Below are 22,114 nucleotides of genomic sequence, written 5' to 3'. Positions count from 1 at the left end.
AGAAACGTTAATTCCGAAAATGTGATTTATGAATGGAGAACTGTACTTCGTCTCCGTTATATTTACTATACGGATGCCTTTTAAATAAAGGATACACTTTTTGGAGGATCTAAAAATAGACTAAGCATTCTTTAAAGCTCCCTTAAGCTTTCTTATCTTGCGACGAAAAGGCGCTTATCCTATTGACAGTTTTATTGCTACTCACCTACAATCTTTTATAAATGAATGCCCAGGAAAAGAGCCGTTAAGAAGACGCTAGAAAGATACACTATGCCCGACCGCGTTGGCCAACAACTAGGTCATTATCATCTTACCCGTGTCCTGGGACGCGGTGGCTTTGCTGATGTTTATCTAGGCGAGCATATTCACCTGGGAACATTGGCGGCCATCAAGGTTCTTGACACACGCCTTGCACCCGAAGAGGTCGAACAGTTTCGTAATGAGGCCCGCACGATTGCACGTTTAGAGCATCCCCATATCGTCCGTGTTCTGGATTTTGGGGTAAGTGATCATGTTCCATTTTTGGTGATGAGCTACGCTTTACATGGCTCTTTACGTCAACGCTATCCTCGAGGAACGCGCCTGCATCTTCCCATGATTGTCTCGTATGTAAAACAGATCGCATCTGCGCTTCAGTATGCCCACGATGAGCACTATATTCATCGTGATATTAAGCCAGAGAATATGTTGTTGGGAACCCATGAGGAGATTCTGCTGAGCGATTTTGGGCTGGCCGTTATCGCGCAAAGTTCGGCACCCAGTGGGGCTCACGATGTGTCTGGCACTATTATGTATATGGCCCCTGAACAGGCCAGGGGGCGACCTCTGCCCGCCAGCGATCAATATGCTCTAGGTGTGATTGTGTATGAGTGGCTGTGTGGCAAACGACCTTTCCAGGGGACCTTTGAGGAGGTGGCTGTCCAACATGCTCTGACCGAGCCACCACCGCTGCACGATCAGATTCCAACCATTTCGCCCGCTCTGGAAGCGATTGTCTTGCGAGCATTGCAGAAAGATCCTCAGCAGCGTTTTGCGCAGATTCAAGACTTTGCGCGTCTGTTCGAACAGGCATATCTGGCGGATCAGAGACAATCCGAGGCTCCATCTTCGACAACAATTGCCCTCCTTTCACCTTCAGCTCCTGAACAGAGCTTTGTGGCCGAACGGCAGAGTGCAGAGATGATCTATGCGGTCGCGTGGTCTCCTGATCGACGCCGGATTGCTTATGGAGGTCATGATAAGACGGTACAGGTGCGCGGGGCCACTACAGGGGCTAGCACGCTTATATATCGAGGTCATTCAGGCGGTGTGACTATGCTGGCCTGGTCGCCATCTGGTCAACAGATTGCATCGGCAAGCCTCGATCGAACACTTCAGATCTGGAATTCACTGACTGGAGAGCGACTTGCCAGCTATGATCTGCATACAGGGATGGTCTCGGCAGTTGCATGGTCACCGGATGGAAAATTGCTGGCGTCGACCAGTAGTGGCACAAATAACACGATTCATCTCTGGGATGCTACCAGTGGTCGGGAAGAGTTTGTTTATCGTGGACACACCTCCTGGGTCCGCGCTCTTGCGTGGTCTCCTCAGGGGAAATATATCGCCTCAGGCTCGAAAAATGAGGTTCAGGTCTGGGAGGCGCTGACAGGTCGGAAGCTCTTTACCCATCGCCAGCACAATAGCTGGGTACGTGCTTTAGCCTGGTCGCCCGACGGTTCGAAGTTAGCTACTGCTGGTGAAGATCATACTATTCATGTGTGGGAGCCAGGTAATAAAGGGCATCAGGTGATGGTACATCGTGGCCATACTGATTGGATCATGGCTCTGGCCTGGTCGCCAGATGGGAACTGGTTGGCGTCTGGAAGTAAAGACCATATTGTGCATGCCTGGAGAGTCGAGGGATCACCTTCGACCTTGCTCTCTCATCCAGCAGGTGTCAGTAGATCATATCAGGTTCATACTGCCTCAACCTATGCCATTACCTGGCTTTCCGATAATAAGCATATCGTTTCTGCCAATGGTAACGGCATGGTTCAGGTCTGGCAGGTGGATTAGTAGAGGTTCCTAGTGACGTAGCCGATAGCTATGCGCTGGGAGATACTCGCCTTCAATCTCTCGATCGTAGTCTGAGAAATTAACGATGATTGAGTCTCCCGAAGCAAAGGTTGTCTCTTCAACTTCTCCATCAGCGCTTACATAGCGGTGCGAGAGCATTTCCTGGGTCCCTATGCGTTCGAGCCATTGATCAACGTGGCTCATATCCGCAATCTCTGACAGACGCTCATTGCCCTGTTGGGCCTTGGAGAAACCCCAGATCAGGGGATAACCCCAGAGCATATCGGTCAACCAGCGTGGAGCGGAGCTTTGTGCCGATTCTGAATGCTGTGGGGGCGGACCATAGCGTGTACTGAAAGCGGCATCGTGAAAGACCAGTGGCCAGAGTGGAATCGAGACGCCTGCAATACGTCCATGGCGATTCTCAATCCAGTCGACAAATGGGACTCCAAAGTCTGCTCCCTCTTCACTCCCCAGAACCTGTCCTTGATCTTTATAGAATTGCAATAGTTCTTGTTTGAGTGCTTCATCCTGAGCCCGTGTTAGTTCATTGCCCTGTTCATAGGACTCATAGAATTGGACGGCGATGGTTGTATCAATAAACATCGCTCGTGGACGGAGTGTCTTGATCTGTTCCCAGTTGCGTTGTGCATAAGCCAGTCCATCACGGGCATTGAGAATATATGCCTGCCCTCCACTCCATAATCCTCCGGGCATAGGGTCACCAGATCTCGTGCGAATAACGCCCTGAGGCCAGCTTGCCGATTGTTGATAGATATCCTGATAATTATCATGTAGTGCGACTGTAAAGGAATCGTGCAGTTCGAGCGTCTCTTGAAGCTCTTCCTGTGTGCCTACGGCTGGATCTGGTGGCCAGATGTCGGGATGCGTCTCATCGTACCCCCCTTTAATCCAACCACGAAGCACGACCAGGCCCTTCTTCAGGCCTTGCTCAACTGCCGCTGTTATTAATTGTGTCGCCTGTTTATGGGTGATGCCTACCTGGGGGTTCTGTTTCTCCAGTCTGGCTGCCTCTTCTGATGGCTGTAAACTATCCTCTTCGCGCTCTGCCGTAACGGAATTAGCCTGCATAAAGGAAAGGAGACGACCGCCGAGGAAGTTGTTCAAGGCAGGGGTCTGCTGGATCTTCTCTGTCAGAGAGCGATGCAGTCCATGTGCAAGCGCATAAGCTCGATAGGTTTTAGCCAGTGTGACGTAGTCTCCACTCACAAACTGATAAGAGATCGTTCGTTTTCCACGCCATTGGCCCAGTGATTTAAGCCACCCTGGTGTGGCGCGTAATGTATGGGCATGGACTCCTCCATTGACATAGCCATCCTCAACAATCGCAATCCAGCCAGCCTGCCCTCTGAGTCCACCAAACCAGCGCATATTGAGATGGCTGGGATAGAGCCAGAAGCGGCGTTCAGCTAGAGGATTGCGTAGCCATTTGCCAACGCCCATTGGCAGCACAAGGCTCTCTGATTCAATGGCCGGAGGGAACATCAGGCTGGGAATGCTTTCTGCAATCTCCACAATGCTTACGATAAATTTTGGGCCCTGTAATTGGAACTGACAGCTAAACTGTCCAACTTCGCGCCTCTCCCGCCCAAGTAAGGTGAAGCGGATCTCATCACCGCTACGTTCGCCCTGAAATCGTCCTGGATATTCCTCGCACATTGAACGCTCGGTACGAAGCCAGACATGCCCCACATCGATTGGATTATCCTCTTGTAAGACCACATGGCCCATGTGCCAGCGCGTCTGGGTGCCTTTATCCAGGATATCGGCTGAGGCATCTTGATAGAAGGTTACGTCGATGTATTCATTCTCAGCGTGCCAGATAATTTCACTCATAGAATGTTTTCCTTTTCATAGAAGATTGCTGATTGAGTTTGGAAATGTCCTCATTAGCTAAAACACTGGAAAGCTCTTTTTTGTAGTAAATACATTCAGGTTTTTGGTAGAGTCTTAGACTTAGTGGATATATCAGTACTGGCGTGTGCGTAAAAGAAGAAGAACCAGCCAGGACCAGAGGCATTGAGAGCTCCGTAGAGATCATAAGGAGACAAGAGAGCGGAGTGAGTCACCACGGTTATCACAGATAACAGTTTACGAACAAATTACGATATATATCAAGAAAAAGAGCGATTTATCGCCTGAGAAGGTAGGGACCGTTATTTATGATGGCCTCGGACCCCGAGCGAATTAAAATACACATCGAGCAAAAGAGCGATTTATCGCCTGAGAAGGTAGGGCCCATCATTCATGATGGCCTCGGACCCCATAGATGGTTTCTACTTTCTCAGACAATTTTATCGCCAAAAAAGGGATTATGAACGCCAGGCCTTCAGCAGGGCAGAGGCAATGGGTGATCCCAGACCAGTGACGGGGTCCCAACCTATCTCCGCATTATAGCCAGGGATATCGCTCTGGCTGTTATTGCCGTGAATGATATCGTGAAAGGCCAGTCCAGCCTTTCCTGGATGAGACTCGATTTGATAGAGCCGGGTATTAAGAAAACCGAGTGGATGTCCCAGCGCTTGATTTGCATCGGCGACTAATCCCGCCCATAGTGGCGTACTGAGGCTGGTACCACCAAAGATCCAATAGCCTGCATAAGCTTCAGAGAGGAAACTGAAGTAGACTGGTACTCCCGTTGCAGGATCGGCAACACTTGCCACATCAGGGACACCGCGAAAACCATGAAGGAGATTCAATGCTGAAGGGGTCAGATAATGCTTCTGATAGTCAGGTAATAAGAAATGTTGGCTTATGCCACCGCCAGTACTGCCTCCCCCGCTATTCCAGGTCGTTTCGCTTTGATAGGTCCCGTCATTGGCCGCCTCTAGCGTAGTACCACCAACTGCAGTCACCCAGGGGGATGAGGCAGGAAAATTGACGGTTGGGGTGCTATAAAGATTTCCGTTTACATCGACATTTGCAGCCCCTGAATCGCCGGAGGCTGCCAGCACCGTGATCTGCTGCTGTGCGGCCATTTTGTATAGACCATTGAATGCAGTGAGCACACCATATCCAGTAGAGGTAAGCAACGTATTTTCGGTTGTTCCCCAGCTTTGTGAGATGATCTGTCCCAGATGATGTTGGATTGCGTAGTTCTCCAGGGAAAGGAACTGAGGCATCCCCTGAACACCCTGGGTCTCTGAGACTGGACTGGTCAGAAGTGCAATACTAGCTCCAGGAGCCATTGCATGAGCCCATTCTACATCCAGAGAGGTCTCTTCTGCCCAACTTACTTGATCCGCATTATTGGCATCAAAAGGTACAGACCCCAGAGGTGCCAGAATCTGAAAAGAAGGAGGATCCGGCAGGCCATAGTCAGCATCAAATTGTTGTAGATCCTGTTTAATTGTTGGACTGCCAAACGAATTGACAATGACAATGGTCTGTCCACTCCCATTGTTTCCGGCATGGAGAAGCGGCGTTAAGGCATAGGCCTGCTGCAACTGTTGAGGTGTATAACAATTTGTTCCTAATGTTTGTTGACAATCTGCTCCTGTTGGGGCCTGCGTCTGCCTCCAGCGCAGCCCTTTCTGACCATGAGCAATTATAGACATCGCTCCATAAGGTCTACTCGTCATCTGTACAGAGCTGGCAACTACTGAAGTACTACTCCAGACAAATCCCCAGCAGCACAGGCAGAACAATAGATAGTGACGTACTAAGAGACGGAGAGCATAGCGCATGAATGACTTCCCTTTCTACCACACAATCCCAACTCTGTTTTCTGGAGAATAATCAGGCCAGACAAAAACTAGCTGAGAAGAGACCCATTGCAACAGGTTGTGCTTTTTTCTTGTGTCTTTAATCATTGTACCTGTCCTCAGGAAGAGGTCTGGGGATCGTTCTTTTCTCGCTATGCTCACGAAACTGGTCCCATGCGCTGTTTTGGGTATTGAAAACCTATTCGGGCTTACTTTTTGTAGAGGCATGAGCTATTTAACAGTCGCCATGGGGTTCTGCGCCATACGTTGAGCCCGATCGCCAACAAAGGGCAACTTACTCTGTTTCCCTGCAAGTGCACCAATAAAGCCGACAAACCAGCCAATGACGCCAACAATATTGATCAGAACAAACACCAGTCCTGCAGGGAAGCCAATCAAAAACGGTACGTGATTATGGAGCAGAAAAGCAAACACAATATAGTAGATATTGATCGCCCCAAAAAAGAGGGTGGATTGAAGCGCATGGAAACGTACAAATGTGTTCTCACGAACAAACAGTAGCAGCACGAGACCGGTTAACCAGAAGCCTAGATAACTGACCCCGGCCAATAATTTGCTTTCAGCACCAGGACCGCTATTGGGGGATGCGTAAGGATAAGGGATTGCAACGTAGTATGGTTGTTGCGGGGCTGGACCCTGCTGTGAGGCTGCCCCAACGGGCCCGTAGCCTTGCTGCTGTGCATACCACTGTTGCTCGTAAGCTTGATGGTGTTCCCGTGTCTGGTGCTGGCTATGATCATTGCTCTGAAAAGATTGCATGGTGGTTGCTCCTTTTATACACTGTAGAGTTTCTCTAAGAGAGAGTATAAAAGGAGGATGTTGCAAACATATCATGAAAGTGTCACAAAAGTGTCGCGGACTTCATTCTGTATCTGCTATACAGAGGGCGACAACAAGGTCTTTTCACTCTTTGTCTGCTATCGTTCGTTTGCGTCCCAGGTAGGGGCGTTCGCCTGGATTAGGCTCGAGGGCTGGCAGGATCTCGATCTGATGCAGGGCTTCAGCAATGGCTCGATCCAATTGAGGATCGGCCAGATGAGCATAGTCTTGTGGAGCAATATCTACCTCGATATCTGGATCAGTTCCATAGTTTTCGATATTCCAGCCGACATCTTTAAACCAGGAAGAATATTCGGGCTGAGTTGTCACAGTACCATCGACAAGCTGATGACGATAGGTATAGCCAATCACGCCGCCCCATGTGCGCATACCAATCAATGGCCCCAGACCCATAAGCTTAAAGCTATGACAGAAGATGTCCCCATCGGAACCTGCATGCTCATTTGTAAGAGCAACCATTGGACCTCGTGGTGATTGGACAGGGTAGGGTTTTGGATCGTACCAGCGTGGAAAATCATAGCCAATCCGCTTGCGTGCGAGTTTTTCCAGGAGCAGGCTGGAGACATTGCCACCACCATTCCAGCGCACATCAATCAGAAGCGCTGGATAATCATATTCAGAGAGAAAACCGCGATGGAACTCAGCGTAGCCCCGGCTCCCCATATCGGGGATATGAATATACCCCACCTGATGCCCGGAGATCTCATGAACCCTGCGCCGATTACTCTCGACCCATTCGCGATAGCGTGCAGTCATATCATTGCGCAGGGCTTCGACGACAATCACGCGTTTCTCTCCGGTCTGTCCATCTTCAATAGTGAGCTGAACCTCCTGTCCGGCCTGATTCACCAGCAGCTCCTGAGGGGTCCGGCCAGCTACCAGGCGTTGTCCATTGATGGCGAGCACTGCATCTCCGACTTTGACATGAAGACCTGGCATCGTAAAGGGCGATGTTGCGCGGCGATCGGATGGGTCTCCTTTGATAATTCGTGCAATACGATAGCGATTATGCTCGGCATCATAGCTCCAATCTACGCCAAGCGAGCCTTGATAGTAGTATGGACCCCGGCGTAGATCGCCACCATTTTCGTAGGCATGGGATGTGCCAAGTTCGCCCTGGAGCTCACCCAGGAGATCTGATAGCTCTGAGCGAGAGGAGACGCGTTCAACTAATGGTGCATACTGTGCATAGATCCCATCCCAGTCAATCCCGAGCATATCCTCATCCCAGAAATGTTCGCGTTGTAAGCGCCAGGCCTCGGCGAACATCTGTTTCCATTCGAGAGCTGGATGAACGGCAACTTTGACGCGTTGGAGATCGATCCAGCCACTCTCGCGGCCAGGGCGATCGCCATGATCGGAACGGGGCGGCTTCTCACCTGCTTTTAGAACCCTTAACCGCGAATGAGCACGATAGAGCAATGTTTTGGTATCACGAGAGAGCTCGATGGTTGAGACATTCTCTAGAATGTGTTCAACCTTATAATTTTCAAAATCGTAGAGATCAAGATAACCACGAGTATTTGAAGAATATTCAGGAAGCAGGCCACTCACAGGGAAGCCCAGGAAGAGGACCTTCCCTTTGATACCCAGGATTCCATAATACCGCCCTTCAGGGACAGGGAAGGGGAGAATACGCTCTGTAATCCCTTCCAGATCAATTCTCATGGCAGGGCCTCGTGGATCATTCTCTTCAGGTGGCGTTTCTGCGTCTGTTTGAGCGTTCTCGGTTGCCTCTGCTTTGCTCCCTGAGCGGCGCTCCTCTTTGTCTCCGGGGACCTTCATCTCTGGAATAAATGGCGAGCGGAGATCATCTTGAAGCAGAATGAGGTAGGGTTTTTCACCACGTGGGAAGCTCATATCGAAGTGAAGATGATCGCGTACAGGATTATAGACGCGTTTGCCTAAGAAGTAGAGGTATTTTCCTTCAGGATCAAAGGACGGGCTGGTGTCTTGTAGGACAGGATTCGTGATTTGATGGGTCTGGCCACTGTCCAGGTGTGCAAGTTTGATGGCAGTCTTCTGTGGGCTAATGGCAAAGCCATAGGCCAGCCAGCGTCCATCAGGTGACCAGGCTACGCCATCGATGAGTGAGGCCCGGCTCCGATCGATAATGGTCAGGGTTCGTTTCTCAAGATCCACGACCAGGAGCTCGTTGCGATGATTGGTAATCGCGACCTTGTCTTCCAATGGTGAGATGACCAGGCTGACGGCTCGACCAAAGGCCAGCTCTGGATATGTTTTTGCCCCCTCCGCAGTCTGAGGGTGGAACACAATAAGTTCTTCCTGCCCAGGCGCATCATGGACGGCCAGAAGTCTCTTCCCATCATTGAGCCATTCCAGGAAGCGATAACGTACCCCATCAGCCTCGCCATGTTGCAGGACTGGCCCTTCCCAATTGCCCATGGTAAAGGCTTTGCCTCGCGTCGTAAGGGCCAATGCATAGCCCTGTGGATGAAGAGCATAGGTATCTAGATAGCTTGCTGCATGCACAAACTTGCGGCTACGCTGAGTTCGCAGACTTGGCAATTGCAGTGGGAGCTGGCGAGGAGGATCAGCACTCTGTGGGTCATAGAGGTAGAGATCCGCACCAGAGGCATAGACCAGCCGTTTGCCATCGGTAGAGAGGTGGCGGGCATAGAATTCTGTTTGCGAGCTGTGCTGGCGCAGGTCTTCTCCCTCTGCCGTACAGGAATACAGATTGCCGATGCCATCGTGATCTGAGATAAAGTAGATACGTTCATCAATCCAGCAGGGATCAGCGATATTCCCGCTGAGTTGTAAGAGGCGTTTAAATTCCCCATTTCCCTGTGTATCGCACCAGAGATGGCCGGCTGTCCCGCCACGATATCGTTTCCAGTAGGAGATATCGCTTGTATTGCGCCCAATAACTACTTTCCCTTGCTGGCTGTATGAGATGGCATTGGCCATGCCAAAGGGCAGTTGTTGAGGCAAGCCTCCCTGGGCGTTAATGGCATAAATGACCTCAAGGCGGGAAAAGAATTGTCCTGCATTACTTGCATAAAGAATCTCCTCTCCATTCAGCGACCAGCCCAGAACTTGACAATGCCCACCAGCCTGAAAGGTGAGCCGTCTGGCAGGGCCTCCTTGAGAGGGCATACAATAGACCTCTCGCGGGCCCTCTTCAGAGCTCACAAATGCAACTTGTGATCCATCGGGTGAGAATCGTGGAGATGAGACCTCGCCAACGCCTGCCGTCAGACGCTCTGCACGACCCCCTTGACTGGAGACTAACCAGAGATCGTCTTCGGAGACAAAGACGATACGATCTTGCGAGAGAGTGGGAAAACGCACATACCCTTGCGATGCCATAGTTACTCCTTCACCAGCGTACTAGAAGGAAGTGTACGCAGTTCAGTACTGATTGCGCATGGCCGTAGCACCTGATCTTTACGGCGATAAGTTGAAATGTATTGTATCACAGCATTACTCAAAAGCTCCAGGTGCCCTAAACGCACTCCATATCTTACTTGAACCGGAGTGGAGGAAAGGGGGAGATTCTTCTTCTCTACGGCTTCAGGAGAACACAACTACCACATGTTAACAGCCATCTTTTCCAAAAGTATAGCACATTTCCCTGTATGCCTGATGCCTGAGCCTGTATGGTTGGGGCGTTCCTGCTCTCGTAGAAGAGGAAATGAGTTGAGGTGCAAGAGGGCGGAGAGGTCGCCGTGGCCACCGTAAACGAGCGTAGAAAGCATCGGCCCGCTTGATGTTCTATTTCCATAGCCACTATGACGACCACGACCGTAGTGCGATATTATTTCTGAGTATCGGTGGTATTCTGAGCCTTCAGTTTAATGGTTGACTCCGGATCTTCCTCTTCTGCCAACGGTCTAACAGAGCTTGCTTGATTTTGTTCAAAAATGTGATAGATCTCCAGAGGCTGCTTCTCTGCCTGTGCGATAACGACGATATGACCGGCTTTCAGTTCATGTTCATAATATGGAGCATCCTCTTCAGGTACTCCAGCTTTGAGCAATTTACCAAGCAGGCCACCTGCGGTTGCGCCTAATGCAGCCCCACCGGCGGCACTGGTTAAGGCTTTGCCAACCGCCATAGCGGTACTACTGCCACCAGGGATAAGCAATGAAAAGGTTGCGCCGAGGACGCCACCAACGAGCCCGCCTGCTACAGCGCCTGTTTTTGACTTATCGTCCTTTAGCACTGTCTTCTGTGCATCCCCCTGAACCTGTTTGAGATCCTCTTCATTATGGACAAGTACCCCAATCTGATCTTCTTGTAGTCCGAGTATACGCAGTTCCTGGATGACTTTCTCAACCTGGCTGTTATCTGCAAAAACGCCCACAACCACTCTCTTTTCTGACATGATAGGCTCCTTTCGCCTTCGCTGTTCACACGCTCGCTCCCTGCTGTAACACATCTTCTTGTGTCACTCTCCATAGAACCAAATAGTTGCAGGGGGCAGGCCAGCTAGAGCAAAGAGATCATACGAGCCCAAAACGCCGTCGCCATTTAGCGATACGTTCTGCTCGATCACGAATATGCCAGAGGCGTGTCTCTTCAGCTGGACACCACTGGGATTTGCCGCACTGGGGACAGAGTGGAAAGAGCTCATAAGGTGGACAGAGTGCGCCATCTCCGTATTGGAGAGAGCCGATCTCATAGCGAATCTGCTCACTTTCAAAGACGGCATGGCAGTGCTGGCAACGCAGAAGAAGATACTCATTCCAGTCGCGGGCCTGACAATGGGGGCAGAGAGCAGGCTTTGTGGCGCTTTGCCACTGGTGATGACAGCGATGGCAGTAATAGAGATCGGTTGCCGATGGAACTTTAGCGCCACGTAGCATGCCATCCTCTTTGAGACGACGAGCTTCATGGGCAGATAGAAGATACGTAAGCGAACCTAGATCGAGCTGCGCGGGCTGATGGTCTGGTAGGGGCGGGAAGGCATATGGGCGTTCGGGCGCGTGGGAGCCCTGGTCTGTTGCCGTTGATCCATGACTGGTCGTAGTCTGACCCAGACTGCGATCATAGCTGCGTCGTCTCTCAGGATCGCTCAACGTCTGGTATGCAAGCAGGAGCAGACGGGTCTTCTCTTCAGCATCACTCCCTTTATAAACATCGGGATGATATCGTAAGGCCAGGCGTTTAAAGGCCTTTTTAATGACTTCTGTAGAGGCATCTGTCGGAATACCAAGCAAGGTATAATAGTCCTCAATCTCCTTTTTTTTGGGCATGGCGTACTCCTCTCACCAACTCTGTGTTTTGCGATTGCGATAGCGGCCCGCTTTTCCAGGCTTTTTCTTTTTATCACTCTCCACTATACGCGATAGGTGCAAATGTGCAGGTGTCTTAAGGTGGTTGGAATAAATCTTTTCAGGAGAATGTTTGTGTAGATGGTAGCAATGCAGCGAGCTAGATCAGAAATGCACAGGAGCCTTTGTAAAATGCTTAAGCGCACTCGAAAAAATTCAGGAGACTTTTCTAATGCAAACGCATATCGAAACGTATAGTGACCAGAATAAAGTTGCTCAGGAAGAGCAGACAGTAGCGTTATTTCGACCATTGACTTTACGAGGGTTAACGCTGCGCAATCGCATTGCAGTTGCTCCTATGTGTCAGTATTCCTCTGAAGATGGTTTCGCTACTGATTGGCATCTGGTCCATCTGGGGAGCCGGGCAGTGGGGGGGGCCGGGATTGTGATGACTGAGGCCGCAGCAGTCGAGGCTCGTGGACGGATCTCGCCTCAGGATCTTGGTATTTATCATGATGAACATATCGAGGCACTCTCGCGTATTACAGCCTTCATTCGCGCCAATGGAGCTAGTCCGGCGATCCAGCTTGCGCATGCAGGCAGAAAAGCTTCTACGTACAGGCCATGGAGTGGAAGCGGTGAAGTGCCAGCTTCAGAGGGTGGATGGATCACCATTGGACCCAGTGCAGAGCGTTTTGCTCCTCATTATCCTCTGCCAACAGAACTCACCCCAGAAGAGATTGCTGAGGTCGTCCAGAGCTTTAAGCGTGCCACTGAGCGCTCTTTAGCAGCCGGTTTTGAGATTGTCGAGATCCATGCTGCCCACGGCTATCTGCTCCATCAATTCCTCTCACCACTGTCGAATCACCGTCAGGATAGCTATGGAGGTTCTCTCTCAAACCGTATGCGCTTCCTGCTCGAGGTCACAGATGCAGTACGAGCTGCCTGGCCACAAGAGTTGCCAGTGTTTGTTCGGCTCTCAGCGAGCGATTGGACCGAAGGAGGTCTGACGATTGCTGATACAGTAGAGATCTCGCGTGCACTGAAAGAGCATGGGGCTGATCTGGTTGATACCTCATCGGGTGGAAATGTGGCTACCGCGACCATTCCTCTCGCCCCGAACTATCAGGTTCCGTTTGCAGATGCTATTCGTGAGGAATCGCAGATTGCTACTGGCGCTGTTGGCCTGATTACAGAGCCTGAACAGGCCAACGCAATCCTGGAGCGCGGCGAGGCAGATCTGATCTTCCTGGCCCGCGAGTTGTTGCGCGATCCTTACTGGCCACTCCATGCAGCCAGAGCCCTCAACTATAATTTTGCCTGGCCTCGTCAGTACGAACGCGCCAAGCGTTAGGCCACCATCGCTCATCAGCCCGAGCGCAAAAAAGTGCTCCTGTCTCTCAGAGGCAGGGGCACTTTTCTCTGTAGTCCTACATTACTGTCTGGCTTCTCTCAAGAGTGCCAGAGGTTTGATCAGGAAACCAACACAGGCTCCATATTCATGGAGGATCGTGACCGTCTCATGTGTCATGAAATATTTTCCGTTCCCCACCACACATTCATTCATGACCAGTAGCACACTAAAACTGGTCTCAGCAGGCATCATATTCAGGACCTCAATCAACTCTTGTTGGTTCGCGACATCGATCCTTTGTGGCGAAACAATGGTATCGTGGGATGAGACTTTCTCTGGATAAATATAGAGCTCAGCATGGCCAATAGACAGTGTATTCATAATTTCCCTCTCTTTTTAGCAGTGGATGCGTTTGCTCCTCTCTGTATAATAAGCTTCAGCCCTCGATCTGGTTTCACCTTCGCAGTTTCATATAGCACTTCTTTGTGTGATAAATTGGTCGTATGGATAGAAAAAAGACTAGGTATAGAACAGAGTGGATGAGGCCTTTTCATAGTCTGCCAGGATAATTGAGAGATCGTAGAGAAGACGTTTCATGGTATGAAGGCGGTGGATAACTTCCTCCCTGGTTGATGTTTTCTTCTCTAGCTGTTCTTTAAGAAATTCTATAAAGACGGTTGCATCGCTGATACGTGCGGCCATGTGGCCGCGCTGTTCATTGATTAATTGATGTGCACGATAGGCTCCGAAGAGTGGCATGAGCTCTTTTTTCTCTTGTTTAGGGGATGGCGCTTGCTGCTTTTGTGTTTCATCAGAAAAGAACGCGAGTTTTTCTGTTTCAAGCTGAACATGATGGTGTTGGAGGACATCGGAGAGACCACGAAGAAACTCCATAAAGATATAGTAGAGGTCAGCCACAAAGACGCTCACCATCTTTAACTGCTCATCGATTGGTTCATGTGCGGAATGGGCTGAATAGCCACGGTAGTGTTGTTCCATGGTATATTGAACGTTGGTAATAGTTGACATAATACCATTAAAGCGCTCTATAAAGGTATTGATATTTGTCGACTGGTTCGTATCGAGAAAAATGTAATACATACGATAGAGCGACTGTAGTGTGTGATGTGCTTGCATCGATTCGTCTATCTGGTCGTCAGGAACTCTCATAGCCGCATTGACTGATGTTGCGGCATGAGCCGTTTTTTTGCTGGTGGCAGGTTTGCTACCTGCCTCGGGAATGATATGTGTGCGCAGGATATCGAGAGAAATATCGATCTCATCCAAAAGTTCTTTTTTCTGGTCTTCGCTCAAGCTCAAATTATATTTGACCACGCTGCGGCAAGTGAAAACGGTGCTGACAATCTGTTCGTATTGCTGCATAGCGTGCTGCTGCTCAGTATCTTTGGGCATCGGGCCTTCCCTTTCTTTCTAGCCAATAACGGTTAAGGTTACGGTAACGATCTGACTACTTGCTTGGCCATTCCTATCTGTCGCTGTGAGAGTCATCTGCCCCTTATAAGTACCCAATACCATGCCAGAGGTCTTGACATGGACTGTCAGACTGGCCCCCATCCCTGTATCGCTACCAGTAGTGGCAGAAGGAACCAGCCAGGCCTGACTGGCACTATCCTGACTAAGACTCCATGTAATTGGCCGTCCACAATCACCCGTCTCTGTCAGCGTTAGCTTCTTGTCTGCTGGATTGGGTTGCAAGAGAGAGGCATTAAAGGCGAGACTTGTTGGCGTTACCTGCAGACTACAGGGAGTAAGAAGCTGAAGCGTCACTGTAATTGTCTGGTTGGTGATAGTGGCACCAGTTTCGTCCAGGGCAGCAAATGTAATCTGTCCTGTATAGCTTCCAGTCTCCAGCCCGGACGCCGTAATTCCAACCGAGAGTGTCTGTGATGTTTGAAGATCCCCCGTATTCGTAGCCAGGGTTATCCAGGAGGCACGAGTGGACGCCTGCCAATGGATGCTCCCACCACCATCATTGTTCAGGAGAAGCAATTGAGGCTCAGGATTGGATTGGCCCTGATCCATATGAAACGACAGAGCGGTTGGTGCTATCTCGAAGACTGCCTGGTTAGTCGTCGCCGTATTGTTGACTGTTGGCTGAGCTGTACCGTCAGGCGGTCCTCCTCCATCTGGCTGCTCTCTAGCGACTGGTGTAGGCTGACGAGCAGATGTGTCTGGTGTTCCAGAACCTGTCAAAGGTGGAGTGATAGTGAGTTGCACCTCGAGCGTCTGTGAGCGATGATTGGTTAAGAAGACGATGGAGGCATGATATACCCCGGTTGCTAGCGTTCCACTATTGATATTGACAAAGGTCTGCACGTTTTGAGTAGGGGTGAGGATGCCATCTGCTGGTGCCAGAGAGAGCCAGTCTACCGGGACAAAGGCCTGCCATGCACTGGCGCTCTGACAGGCCAGACCTGGTTGAAGGGTTATTGACTTGCTGGCGGGTTGCTTTTGTCCTGCATTCATCACAAATGAGAGCGTACCTGTCTCAGGGGTAAGCCCACAGCGTGGCTGAAGATTGAGCGAGATTGCAACGGCCTCTGGCTTCAGCGTTAGCTTCTGGTCTCCGCTGAAGATGATAGTTCCACTGTAGAGAGCCGGGAGGAGAAGGTGGCTGTGTACCTGTATATGAATAGCCACACTGGCTCCTGGTGCAAGCGTGCCTGAGTCTGGCTGGAGATCGAGCCAATGAGTTGAAGCAAAAATATTGAATTGAAGATCCGTCGTCACAGTAGGAGCACTGCTGCTGGCGGACCAGTGTAAGGATTGCAAACCAGGATTTTTTATAGTCACCGTCTGAGATAGGGGATCGGCCTCGCCATCGTTGGCCGTAAAAGCCCTGACCGGAGGAGTTACGGCGAGAAAGCCATTGAGAGGCTGGCTATGCGGCTGTACCTGCATGATCACCTGTATACCTAGCTTCACCCCGGTACTCGCAATAAGCGTAATTTGACCATGGTAGCTGCCAGCGACAAGACCAGTTCGACTGGTAGCAATAGTTATCTCCTGCTGTTGGCTAAATAGCCCCTGTTGAGGCGTACATTGAAGCCAGCTCTGATCGCTTACGGAGCTCCAACTGATGGTTCCACCACCGCTATTTTGTAAGGTGAGCGCTTGAAAAGAGTTGCTATCCACTTCATCAGAGCCCATATTGATGCTATTTTTGCTGACCTGAAGCTGCGGTGGAAGTGCGGGCCCCGATCCGATAATCTGCACCGCCGCGCTGGCAGTATAATGTGTCTGGAGATCTTCTGCCTGGAGAAAGTGCATACCAGCTCCCCAATCATCTCCGATTAAGACATGAACATCGGCTGCTCCATCCTTCCCAACGCTCACCACTGGCGTTACCTGATCGAGCCGTACCTGCTGCTCAATATCGCGATTGACGAAGACATGCGAGGAAGGCTGAAAATGACTGAAGTGGATGAGTGCTAATTGCCCTGCCACTGCCTGTGCTGGCTGAAGGCTAAGTACTGGTTGATCGGCTGGTAGAACCCTTGTGCTCTGATGATGAGTAAACCCCAGGAGTATCAAGAGACCATCTATGCCAAGACCCAGAATAGCCAGCAGTACCAGAGCGCCAAAATACCAGCGCCAGCGCCGTTTTGATAGTTTAAAGCGCCAACCTCTCTGGTATGCTGACTGTGTTGTTGCTTCAACACCATCCTGCTTCGCGGATCTGTGGCGAGGCTGCATCACTGATGAAGGAGCCTCTATACCCTCTGATAGCTCTTCCAGGCGCTCCTGTAAGGCCGATAGTGCTGTTCCAGAAGAGTTGGTGACAGCGGGCAGGGTATCATATGTATTTTTTTGTTGTAAAGAAGATTGATATAATTCAACCTGGCACATATCACAAAAGACAGTATCGCTTGTCTCCTCACCACAACGTAGACATATTCTCATGCTGCTCAAATCTCCACCCCAATGTAAAAGAACCAGTAGTATCCTCCAGGCCTACCTCTTCTTTTCTGTTTCTGTTGCTAGAGACTACTACAACATAGATCAAATATGCTAGTCAATTAAAATAGTATTAAATATTATGATGGATTTTTTTACGTAGTATGTGGGATTATTGAGAATAATCTTTCTTGAAGTGTAGCTACTATAGATTTGTTATACAGCAAAAAGAAATAGACGGTATTGTCTATTTCTTGTGTTAACCGATAAATCTCTTTAAGAGGAGTACGGGCAAGTTCAATCAACTCAACAGGTTCTGTGAATGAACTGCCCGTACGGGTGGATTAGATGCCCCAGCGTAGCCCCGGGGTCAGAACTGGCGCATCCCAATAGCGCAGCATCTCATCATCCATGCGAAGAAGTGTAATTGAGCAGCCGGCCATTTCAAGCGATGTGATATAGTTTCCCACCAGAGAGCGTACAATCTTGATCTGTTTGCCAGTGAGGATTCTGTTAAGCTCGTTGGCGACGATATAGAGCTCGATCAGTGGCGTTCCACCCATACCATTGACAAAGGCCAGCACCTGTTCTCCAGCCTTAAGGTGGAGATCCTCAATAATCGGATTGGCGAGGAGCTCAGTAATCTGAGCAGCCGGAGCAAGTTTCATGCGTTTGCGACCGGGCTCGCCATGGATGCCGATACCGATCTCCATCTCATCATCCCCTAACACAAAGGTCGGTTTTCCGGCTGTAGGGACCGTACAGGAGGTTAAAGCCATCCCCATGCTGCGTCCCTGGGCATTGACCTTGCGAGCGAGTGCAGCTACAGCTGAGAGCGGGGCTTTGCTGTCAGCCAGGCCGCCAACGATCTTTTCAAGCAGAACGGTGACACCAACGCCACGTCGTCCAGCGGTATAGAGGCTATCCTGGACTGCGACATCATCGTTGGTGGTGACGCTTTCAACCTGTATACCTTCGGTTGCTGCTAGCTCTGCGGCCATCTCAAAGTTCAGTATATCGCCAGTATAATTTTTAATGATATAGAGGACCCCTGTGCCTCCATTGATGGCATGGGTTGCTGTTAACATCTGATAAGGTGCAGGGGAAGCAAAAATTGCCCCCGCACAGGCCGCATCCAGCATTCCGCGTCCAACAAAGCTGCCATGCATTGGTTCGTGTCCACTTCCTCCACCTGAGAGGATTCCTACTTTTCCCTGAATGGGCGCATCAGCGCGTACAATAATCTGATTTTCGAGATCTACTTTAAGGAGATCGGAGTGGAGCGCCTGTACCCCGCGTAAGGAGTCGAGAACGACATCATCTGGTTGATTGATAAGCTTCTTCATATCTCTACCCTTCTGCCAGGAGAATCCCTACTAGCATTGGTCGAATCACTTGTTTACACCAGCTATAATCTAGCAAATGGCGCTATGACAATAGCTCTTCAGCTACGAATAAAGCTGCTTACTGTACAGAAACGTTCTTTTCCAGCGCGAATGGTATGCTATGATTATTAGCATAGCACATGGGGCGTTCGCCCTGTTCGCAGCCCAGAAAAGAAGATCGCCTGCGAGTGGCGATGACCAACGGAATGGAGAAGTTGCGCGATGTCACGATCTGCTCACCGTGTCGAGACGTTTGGGACGACTATTTTTACCGAGATTAATGCTCTGGCTCAGGAGCATCAGGCGCTCAATCTGGGTCAGGGGAAGCCTGATTTTGATACTCCACCAGCGATCCTGGCCGTCTTTGCACAGGCATTACAGGCTGGTAACCTCAATCAATATGCCCCGGGGCCTGGAACCGTCTCACTTCGCCAGGCAGTGGCAGACCATGCCGCCCGTTTTTATCAGCTTTCAATCGACCCTGCCCGAGGCGTGATTGTGACCTCAGGAGCTACCGAAGGGATTTTTGCTGCGATTCTGGGCCTTGTTGATCCGGGCGATGAAGTTATTGTCATTGAGCCATTCTACGATTCCTATGTTCCCAATATTTTGATGGCCAATGCCACTCCTGTCTTTGTGCCACTCCATCCTCCCACCTGGACCTTCGATCCTGCTGAACTGCGAGCGGCTTTTAGCTCCAGGACCAGGCTCTTGATCCTCAATACTCCCCACAATCCAACTGGTCGCGTCTTTTCGCCGCAGGAGTTGAGCCTGATTGCCGATCTCTGTCAAGAACACGATGTGATCGTCCTCGCCGATGAAGTCTATGAGCACCTGACGTTTGGTCAGACCCGATATACACCGATTGCCACCTTGCCAGGGATGTTTGAGCGAACGATTACGGTTAGCAGTGCAGGGAAGGTCTTTAGCGCTACGGGCTGGAAGATCGGTTGGGTGTATGGTCCGCCTGATCTCGTTGATGCAGCTGGACGGGCACATCAGTTTATTACCTTTGCAGTGCACCACCCAACACAAGAGGCTGTTGCGTATGCGCTGAATCAGCCAGATAGCTTTTATCAGGAATTTAAGGCCATGTATGAGCGCAAATTGGATCTTTTAAGCGCTGCCCTGGAGGGGACGGGGTTACAGTATCAGCGGCCAGAGGGAACATATTTTATTATGGCTGATTTTTCGGCGCTCTCCAATCAAACGCCGATGGAATTTACACGCCATCTCATCAGTAAGATTGGAGTGGCTTGTATCCCTCCTGAGACCTTTTATAGTGCACAGCACGCCCATATTGGAGCGAAATATGTGCGTTTCTCGTTCTGTAAACACGATGAGACACTGTTGCAGGTCAAAGAACGCCTGAGCCAGTTACAACGCTAGCACTAAAAAAGGAGCTCCCCACTGGCTATTATCCAGTTGAATACCGCTTTCAACTGAACGCATGCCAGTGGGGAGCTCCTTCAATCCCGGGTGTTTCGCTTCATGTTTCTCGCCACTATATTGAAATTTTTCGATATAGTGGCGAATGATTAAGCTTTGGTCGGGTTGATAGAATCGCTAAGGACACGATTAAGGGTCTCGCGTTTGATGCGATACGCTTGTCGCTCATTGACATGGGGGAGGATGACCGCATCTAATGCTCCCTGTTTGACCCAACGACGAACAGTGGTATCATCGACACGCAAAATTTCGGCAACTTCTGCCACGGTTAAAAGTTCACTCACGACTAGACTCCTTTTTTTTTATGTCTTTTACTGGCGAACAGCTTCGATCGAACCGCGTATGTATGATAGAAGCTATGCCCGCCCCTCTTACAGAAAAAGTGTAAGAAAACATTGTGGTAGCATTGTACTACAATGTCTAATGCGAGTAAAGTAGTAGTTATTTTTTACTACGTTAACTCTGTCAGAGTATGCAGAATGCAACACTTATATTACGCAGATGAAAGCTTTCTGACATTTCCTAGCAGTACACAAAGAAGCAAGGCACATAGAGGGAGTTGTGAATTGAATAATTCTGTTTAGCTAGCTTCAAACTTGAAAATGCAAAAAAAGTGGAAAGTTTTGTAAATACAAGCTGAAGAATATTGTATGCTGAGAAAAGTTGTAAAACGGGCAAGGAAATATGAGCTTTCTTGTTATGGTTCAACAATGATTGTTGCCGTGACGCTCATATCTGGTAACAAAGTTATCCTTTGTGTACTATGTGGATCAATACTGATGATTACTGGATAGGTAATTGCAGGAGGATTGGTCTCATTGTCATATAGGGCTTTAGGAGAGATAGCGGCAACTGTTCCATGAAATAGATGTGCTCCATAGGTTTTCAGGGTAAACTGAACTGCCTGTCCAATCTTCACTTTCGTGATATCCGTCTCATTCACATGGAGCTGGAGCTGGTGGATCGTGGTGAGATCAACAAGCTGAATAAAGACCCCCAGAGTGGCGGTACTGCCAGTAATAAGGTTCGTCTGGACGCCTGGAGGACCGCCAACTGTTCCATTGATGGCCGTCACAGTGCCGTTATGGGGCGCAATGAGCGTCGCATGTGCAAGATTTTCTCTGGCGATCTCAAGTTCAGTTAAAGCGATCTCTACCTGCCCCTGAGCAGCCACTACCTGAGCAAACACGCCGCTACGATCGGTATTGGTGGCAGCAACGACCTGGATATACTCGGCATTTTTAAGCTGTTCTTCAACTCCTGTATTATTCGCATTCCCGTTCGCAATAGTTGCATTGAGAAATTGCTGATCTTTTTGTACCTGAGCCTGTGCTGTCGTTAAGGTGGCCCGAGTGACCGCGATTGCATGTTGATAGGTTGCTCTGGCCAGTTGTAGACATGTGGCCAGTCCAGGCGATGGCGGGGATGAAGCGGTTGCTGTTGAGGTGGGTTGGACGGTCACATGAATGCTTGCTGCTGACGTTGTCTGACAGACCTGAATGTCGCGTTGAAGTTGAGCTGTGGCACGTGCTATCTCTGTCTCTGTACTTTTTTTGACTGCCTGAAGAATCATCTGGTCGCTATCAAGAATTACTCTGGCGGTGAGAATGTTGGCCTCCGAAGATGTAAAGGTGGCGTTGACATGTTTCTGGGTAGCTCGAACGAGCGCCTGAGCTGCTGCTACACGAGCCTGGATGGCCGCTATCGTATCGCTCTGATGAAGCAGATTGGCTGAGAGAGTCGCCTGTGCTGCGTCAGCAGTTGTCTGTGCGATAGCGACGGCCTGCTCGAGCGAGACAGGGTCGATACGTGCCAGCACCTGCCCTTTGTGGACTGTTTCACCCTGTGTAACATCAATCTCCTGAATATTCCCCGTCACGTTTTCAAAGGCAAGGTTATAGATATCGCTCTGAACCCAGCCTATGGCCTGAACTGTATTCGCTGGTTTGTTAGGGTGATTGGCCCATGCTAATGGGTGCAGAAGCCAGATGCCCCCTGTGATGAAGAGGCAGGGAAGGATGATAAGGATGATAAGAACCCGGCGGTGCGCTGTCAGCAAGATAGGCGCGTGTTTCTCTTTTCTGTTCCATCCATCGCTCAATGATCCTGAAAAGTTCTTCAATA

General features: G+C 50.0%; 15 protein-coding genes. 3 read left to right on the top strand and 12 right to left on the bottom strand.

Annotated elements, in window-relative coordinates; all coding sequences use genetic code 11:
• The first annotated feature begins 270 nt into the window (after positions 1-270).
• Positions 271-2,058: a WD40 repeat domain-containing serine/threonine protein kinase gene (locus EL628_RS17225; protein WP_161975566.1), complete on the top strand. Its 1,788-nt coding sequence runs from the start codon at positions 271-273 to the stop codon at positions 2,056-2,058.
• Between the two features lie 9 nt (positions 2,059-2,067).
• On the opposite strand, the gene EL628_RS17220 is transcribed toward EL628_RS17225, so the two are convergent.
• The 6 genes from EL628_RS17220 to EL628_RS17195 form a co-directional block, all read right to left on the bottom strand.
• A complete protein-coding gene (locus EL628_RS17220; protein ID WP_126581152.1) occupies positions 2,068-3,915 on the bottom strand; it encodes a DUF5696 domain-containing protein in 1,848 nt (615 codons plus the stop codon).
• 476 nt (positions 3,916-4,391) lie between these two features.
• Positions 4,392-5,765, bottom strand: a complete 1,374-nt coding sequence (locus tag EL628_RS17215; RefSeq protein WP_126581151.1) for a S53 family peptidase — start codon at positions 5,763-5,765, stop codon at positions 4,392-4,394.
• 249 nt (positions 5,766-6,014) lie between these two features.
• Entirely contained in the window at positions 6,015-6,563 is a 549-nt protein-coding gene (locus tag EL628_RS17210; protein WP_126581150.1) for a DUF4870 domain-containing protein, read from the bottom strand.
• A gap of 144 nt (positions 6,564-6,707) precedes the next feature.
• Positions 6,708-9,977 (bottom strand): S41 family peptidase, encoded by a 3,270-nt coding sequence (locus tag EL628_RS17205; protein ID WP_126581149.1) that lies wholly within the window; start codon positions 9,975-9,977, stop codon positions 6,708-6,710.
• Between the two features lie 448 nt (positions 9,978-10,425).
• Positions 10,426-10,995 (bottom strand): general stress protein, encoded by a 570-nt coding sequence (locus EL628_RS17200; RefSeq protein WP_161975565.1) that lies wholly within the window; start codon positions 10,993-10,995, stop codon positions 10,426-10,428.
• 118 nt (positions 10,996-11,113) lie between these two features.
• Complete coding sequence (locus EL628_RS17195) at positions 11,114-11,866, bottom strand: J domain-containing protein (RefSeq protein ID WP_126581147.1); 753 nt, start codon at positions 11,864-11,866, stop codon at positions 11,114-11,116.
• 250 nt (positions 11,867-12,116) lie between these two features.
• On the opposite strand from EL628_RS17195, the gene EL628_RS17190 reads away from it, so the two are divergent.
• A complete protein-coding gene (locus EL628_RS17190) occupies positions 12,117-13,238 on the top strand; it encodes an NADH:flavin oxidoreductase/NADH oxidase (protein ID WP_126581146.1) in 1,122 nt (373 codons plus the stop codon).
• 81 nt (positions 13,239-13,319) lie between these two features.
• On the opposite strand, the gene EL628_RS17185 is transcribed toward EL628_RS17190, so the two are convergent.
• The 4 genes from EL628_RS17185 to dhaK all read right to left on the bottom strand — a co-directional run bounded on the left by EL628_RS17185 (position 13,320) and on the right by dhaK (position 18,502).
• A complete protein-coding gene (locus tag EL628_RS17185) occupies positions 13,320-13,619 on the bottom strand; it encodes a hypothetical protein (RefSeq protein ID WP_126581145.1) in 300 nt (99 codons plus the stop codon).
• Between the two features lie 138 nt (positions 13,620-13,757).
• The gene (locus EL628_RS17180) at positions 13,758-14,651 is read right to left on the bottom strand and encodes a hypothetical protein (protein WP_126581144.1); all 894 of its coding nucleotides are present in this window, start codon (positions 14,649-14,651) and stop codon (positions 13,758-13,760) included.
• Positions 14,652-14,669: 18 nt separating this feature from the next.
• Positions 14,670-17,162: a BACON domain-containing protein gene (locus EL628_RS17175; RefSeq protein WP_126581143.1), complete on the bottom strand. Its 2,493-nt coding sequence runs from the start codon at positions 17,160-17,162 to the stop codon at positions 14,670-14,672.
• 338 nt (positions 17,163-17,500) lie between these two features.
• A complete protein-coding gene (gene dhaK / locus EL628_RS17170; protein ID WP_126581142.1) occupies positions 17,501-18,502 on the bottom strand; it encodes a dihydroxyacetone kinase subunit DhaK in 1,002 nt (333 codons plus the stop codon).
• 261 nt (positions 18,503-18,763) lie between these two features.
• Between dhaK and EL628_RS17165 the strand changes: the two genes are divergently transcribed.
• On the top strand, positions 18,764-19,930 hold the full coding sequence (locus EL628_RS17165) for an aminotransferase class I/II-fold pyridoxal phosphate-dependent enzyme (protein WP_126581141.1): 1,167 nt from the start codon (positions 18,764-18,766) through the stop codon (positions 19,928-19,930).
• A 149-nt stretch (positions 19,931-20,079) separates the two neighbouring features.
• On the opposite strand, the gene EL628_RS17160 is transcribed toward EL628_RS17165, so the two are convergent.
• Both EL628_RS17160 and EL628_RS17155 read right to left on the bottom strand, forming a co-directional pair.
• Positions 20,080-20,274, bottom strand: a complete 195-nt coding sequence (locus tag EL628_RS17160) for a helix-turn-helix domain-containing protein (RefSeq protein WP_126581140.1) — start codon at positions 20,272-20,274, stop codon at positions 20,080-20,082.
• A 413-nt stretch (positions 20,275-20,687) separates the two neighbouring features.
• Positions 20,688-22,049: an HlyD family secretion protein gene (locus EL628_RS17155; RefSeq protein ID WP_161975564.1), complete on the bottom strand. Its 1,362-nt coding sequence runs from the start codon at positions 22,047-22,049 to the stop codon at positions 20,688-20,690.
• Positions 22,050-22,114: the final 65 nt, after the last annotated feature.

This window comes from Tengunoibacter tsumagoiensis (assembly GCF_003967535.1).
GTDB lineage: Bacteria > Chloroflexota > Ktedonobacteria > Ktedonobacterales > Ktedonobacteraceae > Tengunoibacter > Tengunoibacter tsumagoiensis.
The sequence above is the reverse complement of the archived record's forward strand: the minus strand, read 5'-3'. Positions and strand labels throughout refer to the sequence as shown.

Bases quoted from the DNA above. Each gene is read 5' to 3' on its own strand.
- EL628_RS17175 (WP_126581143.1), bottom strand. From the start codon at position 17,162: ATGAGAATATGTCTACGTTGTGGTGAGGAGACAAGCGATACTGTCTTT.
- EL628_RS17165 (WP_126581141.1), top strand. From the start codon at position 18,764: ATGTCACGATCTGCTCACCGTGTCGAGACGTTTGGGACGACTATTTTT.
- EL628_RS17225 (WP_161975566.1), top strand. From the start codon at position 271: ATGCCCGACCGCGTTGGCCAACAACTAGGTCATTATCATCTTACCCGT.
- EL628_RS17190 (WP_126581146.1), top strand. From the start codon at position 12,117: ATGCAAACGCATATCGAAACGTATAGTGACCAGAATAAAGTTGCTCAG.
- EL628_RS17215 (WP_126581151.1), bottom strand. From the start codon at position 5,765: ATGCGCTATGCTCTCCGTCTCTTAGTACGTCACTATCTATTGTTCTGC.
- dhaK (WP_126581142.1), bottom strand. From the start codon at position 18,502: ATGAAGAAGCTTATCAATCAACCAGATGATGTCGTTCTCGACTCCTTA.
- EL628_RS17180 (WP_126581144.1), bottom strand. From the start codon at position 14,651: ATGCCCAAAGATACTGAGCAGCAGCACGCTATGCAGCAATACGAACAG.
- EL628_RS17185 (WP_126581145.1), bottom strand. From the start codon at position 13,619: ATGAATACACTGTCTATTGGCCATGCTGAGCTCTATATTTATCCAGAG.
- EL628_RS17210 (WP_126581150.1), bottom strand. From the start codon at position 6,563: ATGCAATCTTTTCAGAGCAATGATCATAGCCAGCACCAGACACGGGAA.
- EL628_RS17195 (WP_126581147.1), bottom strand. From the start codon at position 11,866: ATGCCCAAAAAAAAGGAGATTGAGGACTATTATACCTTGCTTGGTATT.
- EL628_RS17220 (WP_126581152.1), bottom strand. From the start codon at position 3,915: ATGAGTGAAATTATCTGGCACGCTGAGAATGAATACATCGACGTAACC.
- EL628_RS17200 (WP_161975565.1), bottom strand. From the start codon at position 10,995: ATGTCAGAAAAGAGAGTGGTTGTGGGCGTTTTTGCAGATAACAGCCAG.
- EL628_RS17205 (WP_126581149.1), bottom strand. From the start codon at position 9,977: ATGGCATCGCAAGGGTATGTGCGTTTTCCCACTCTCTCGCAAGATCGT.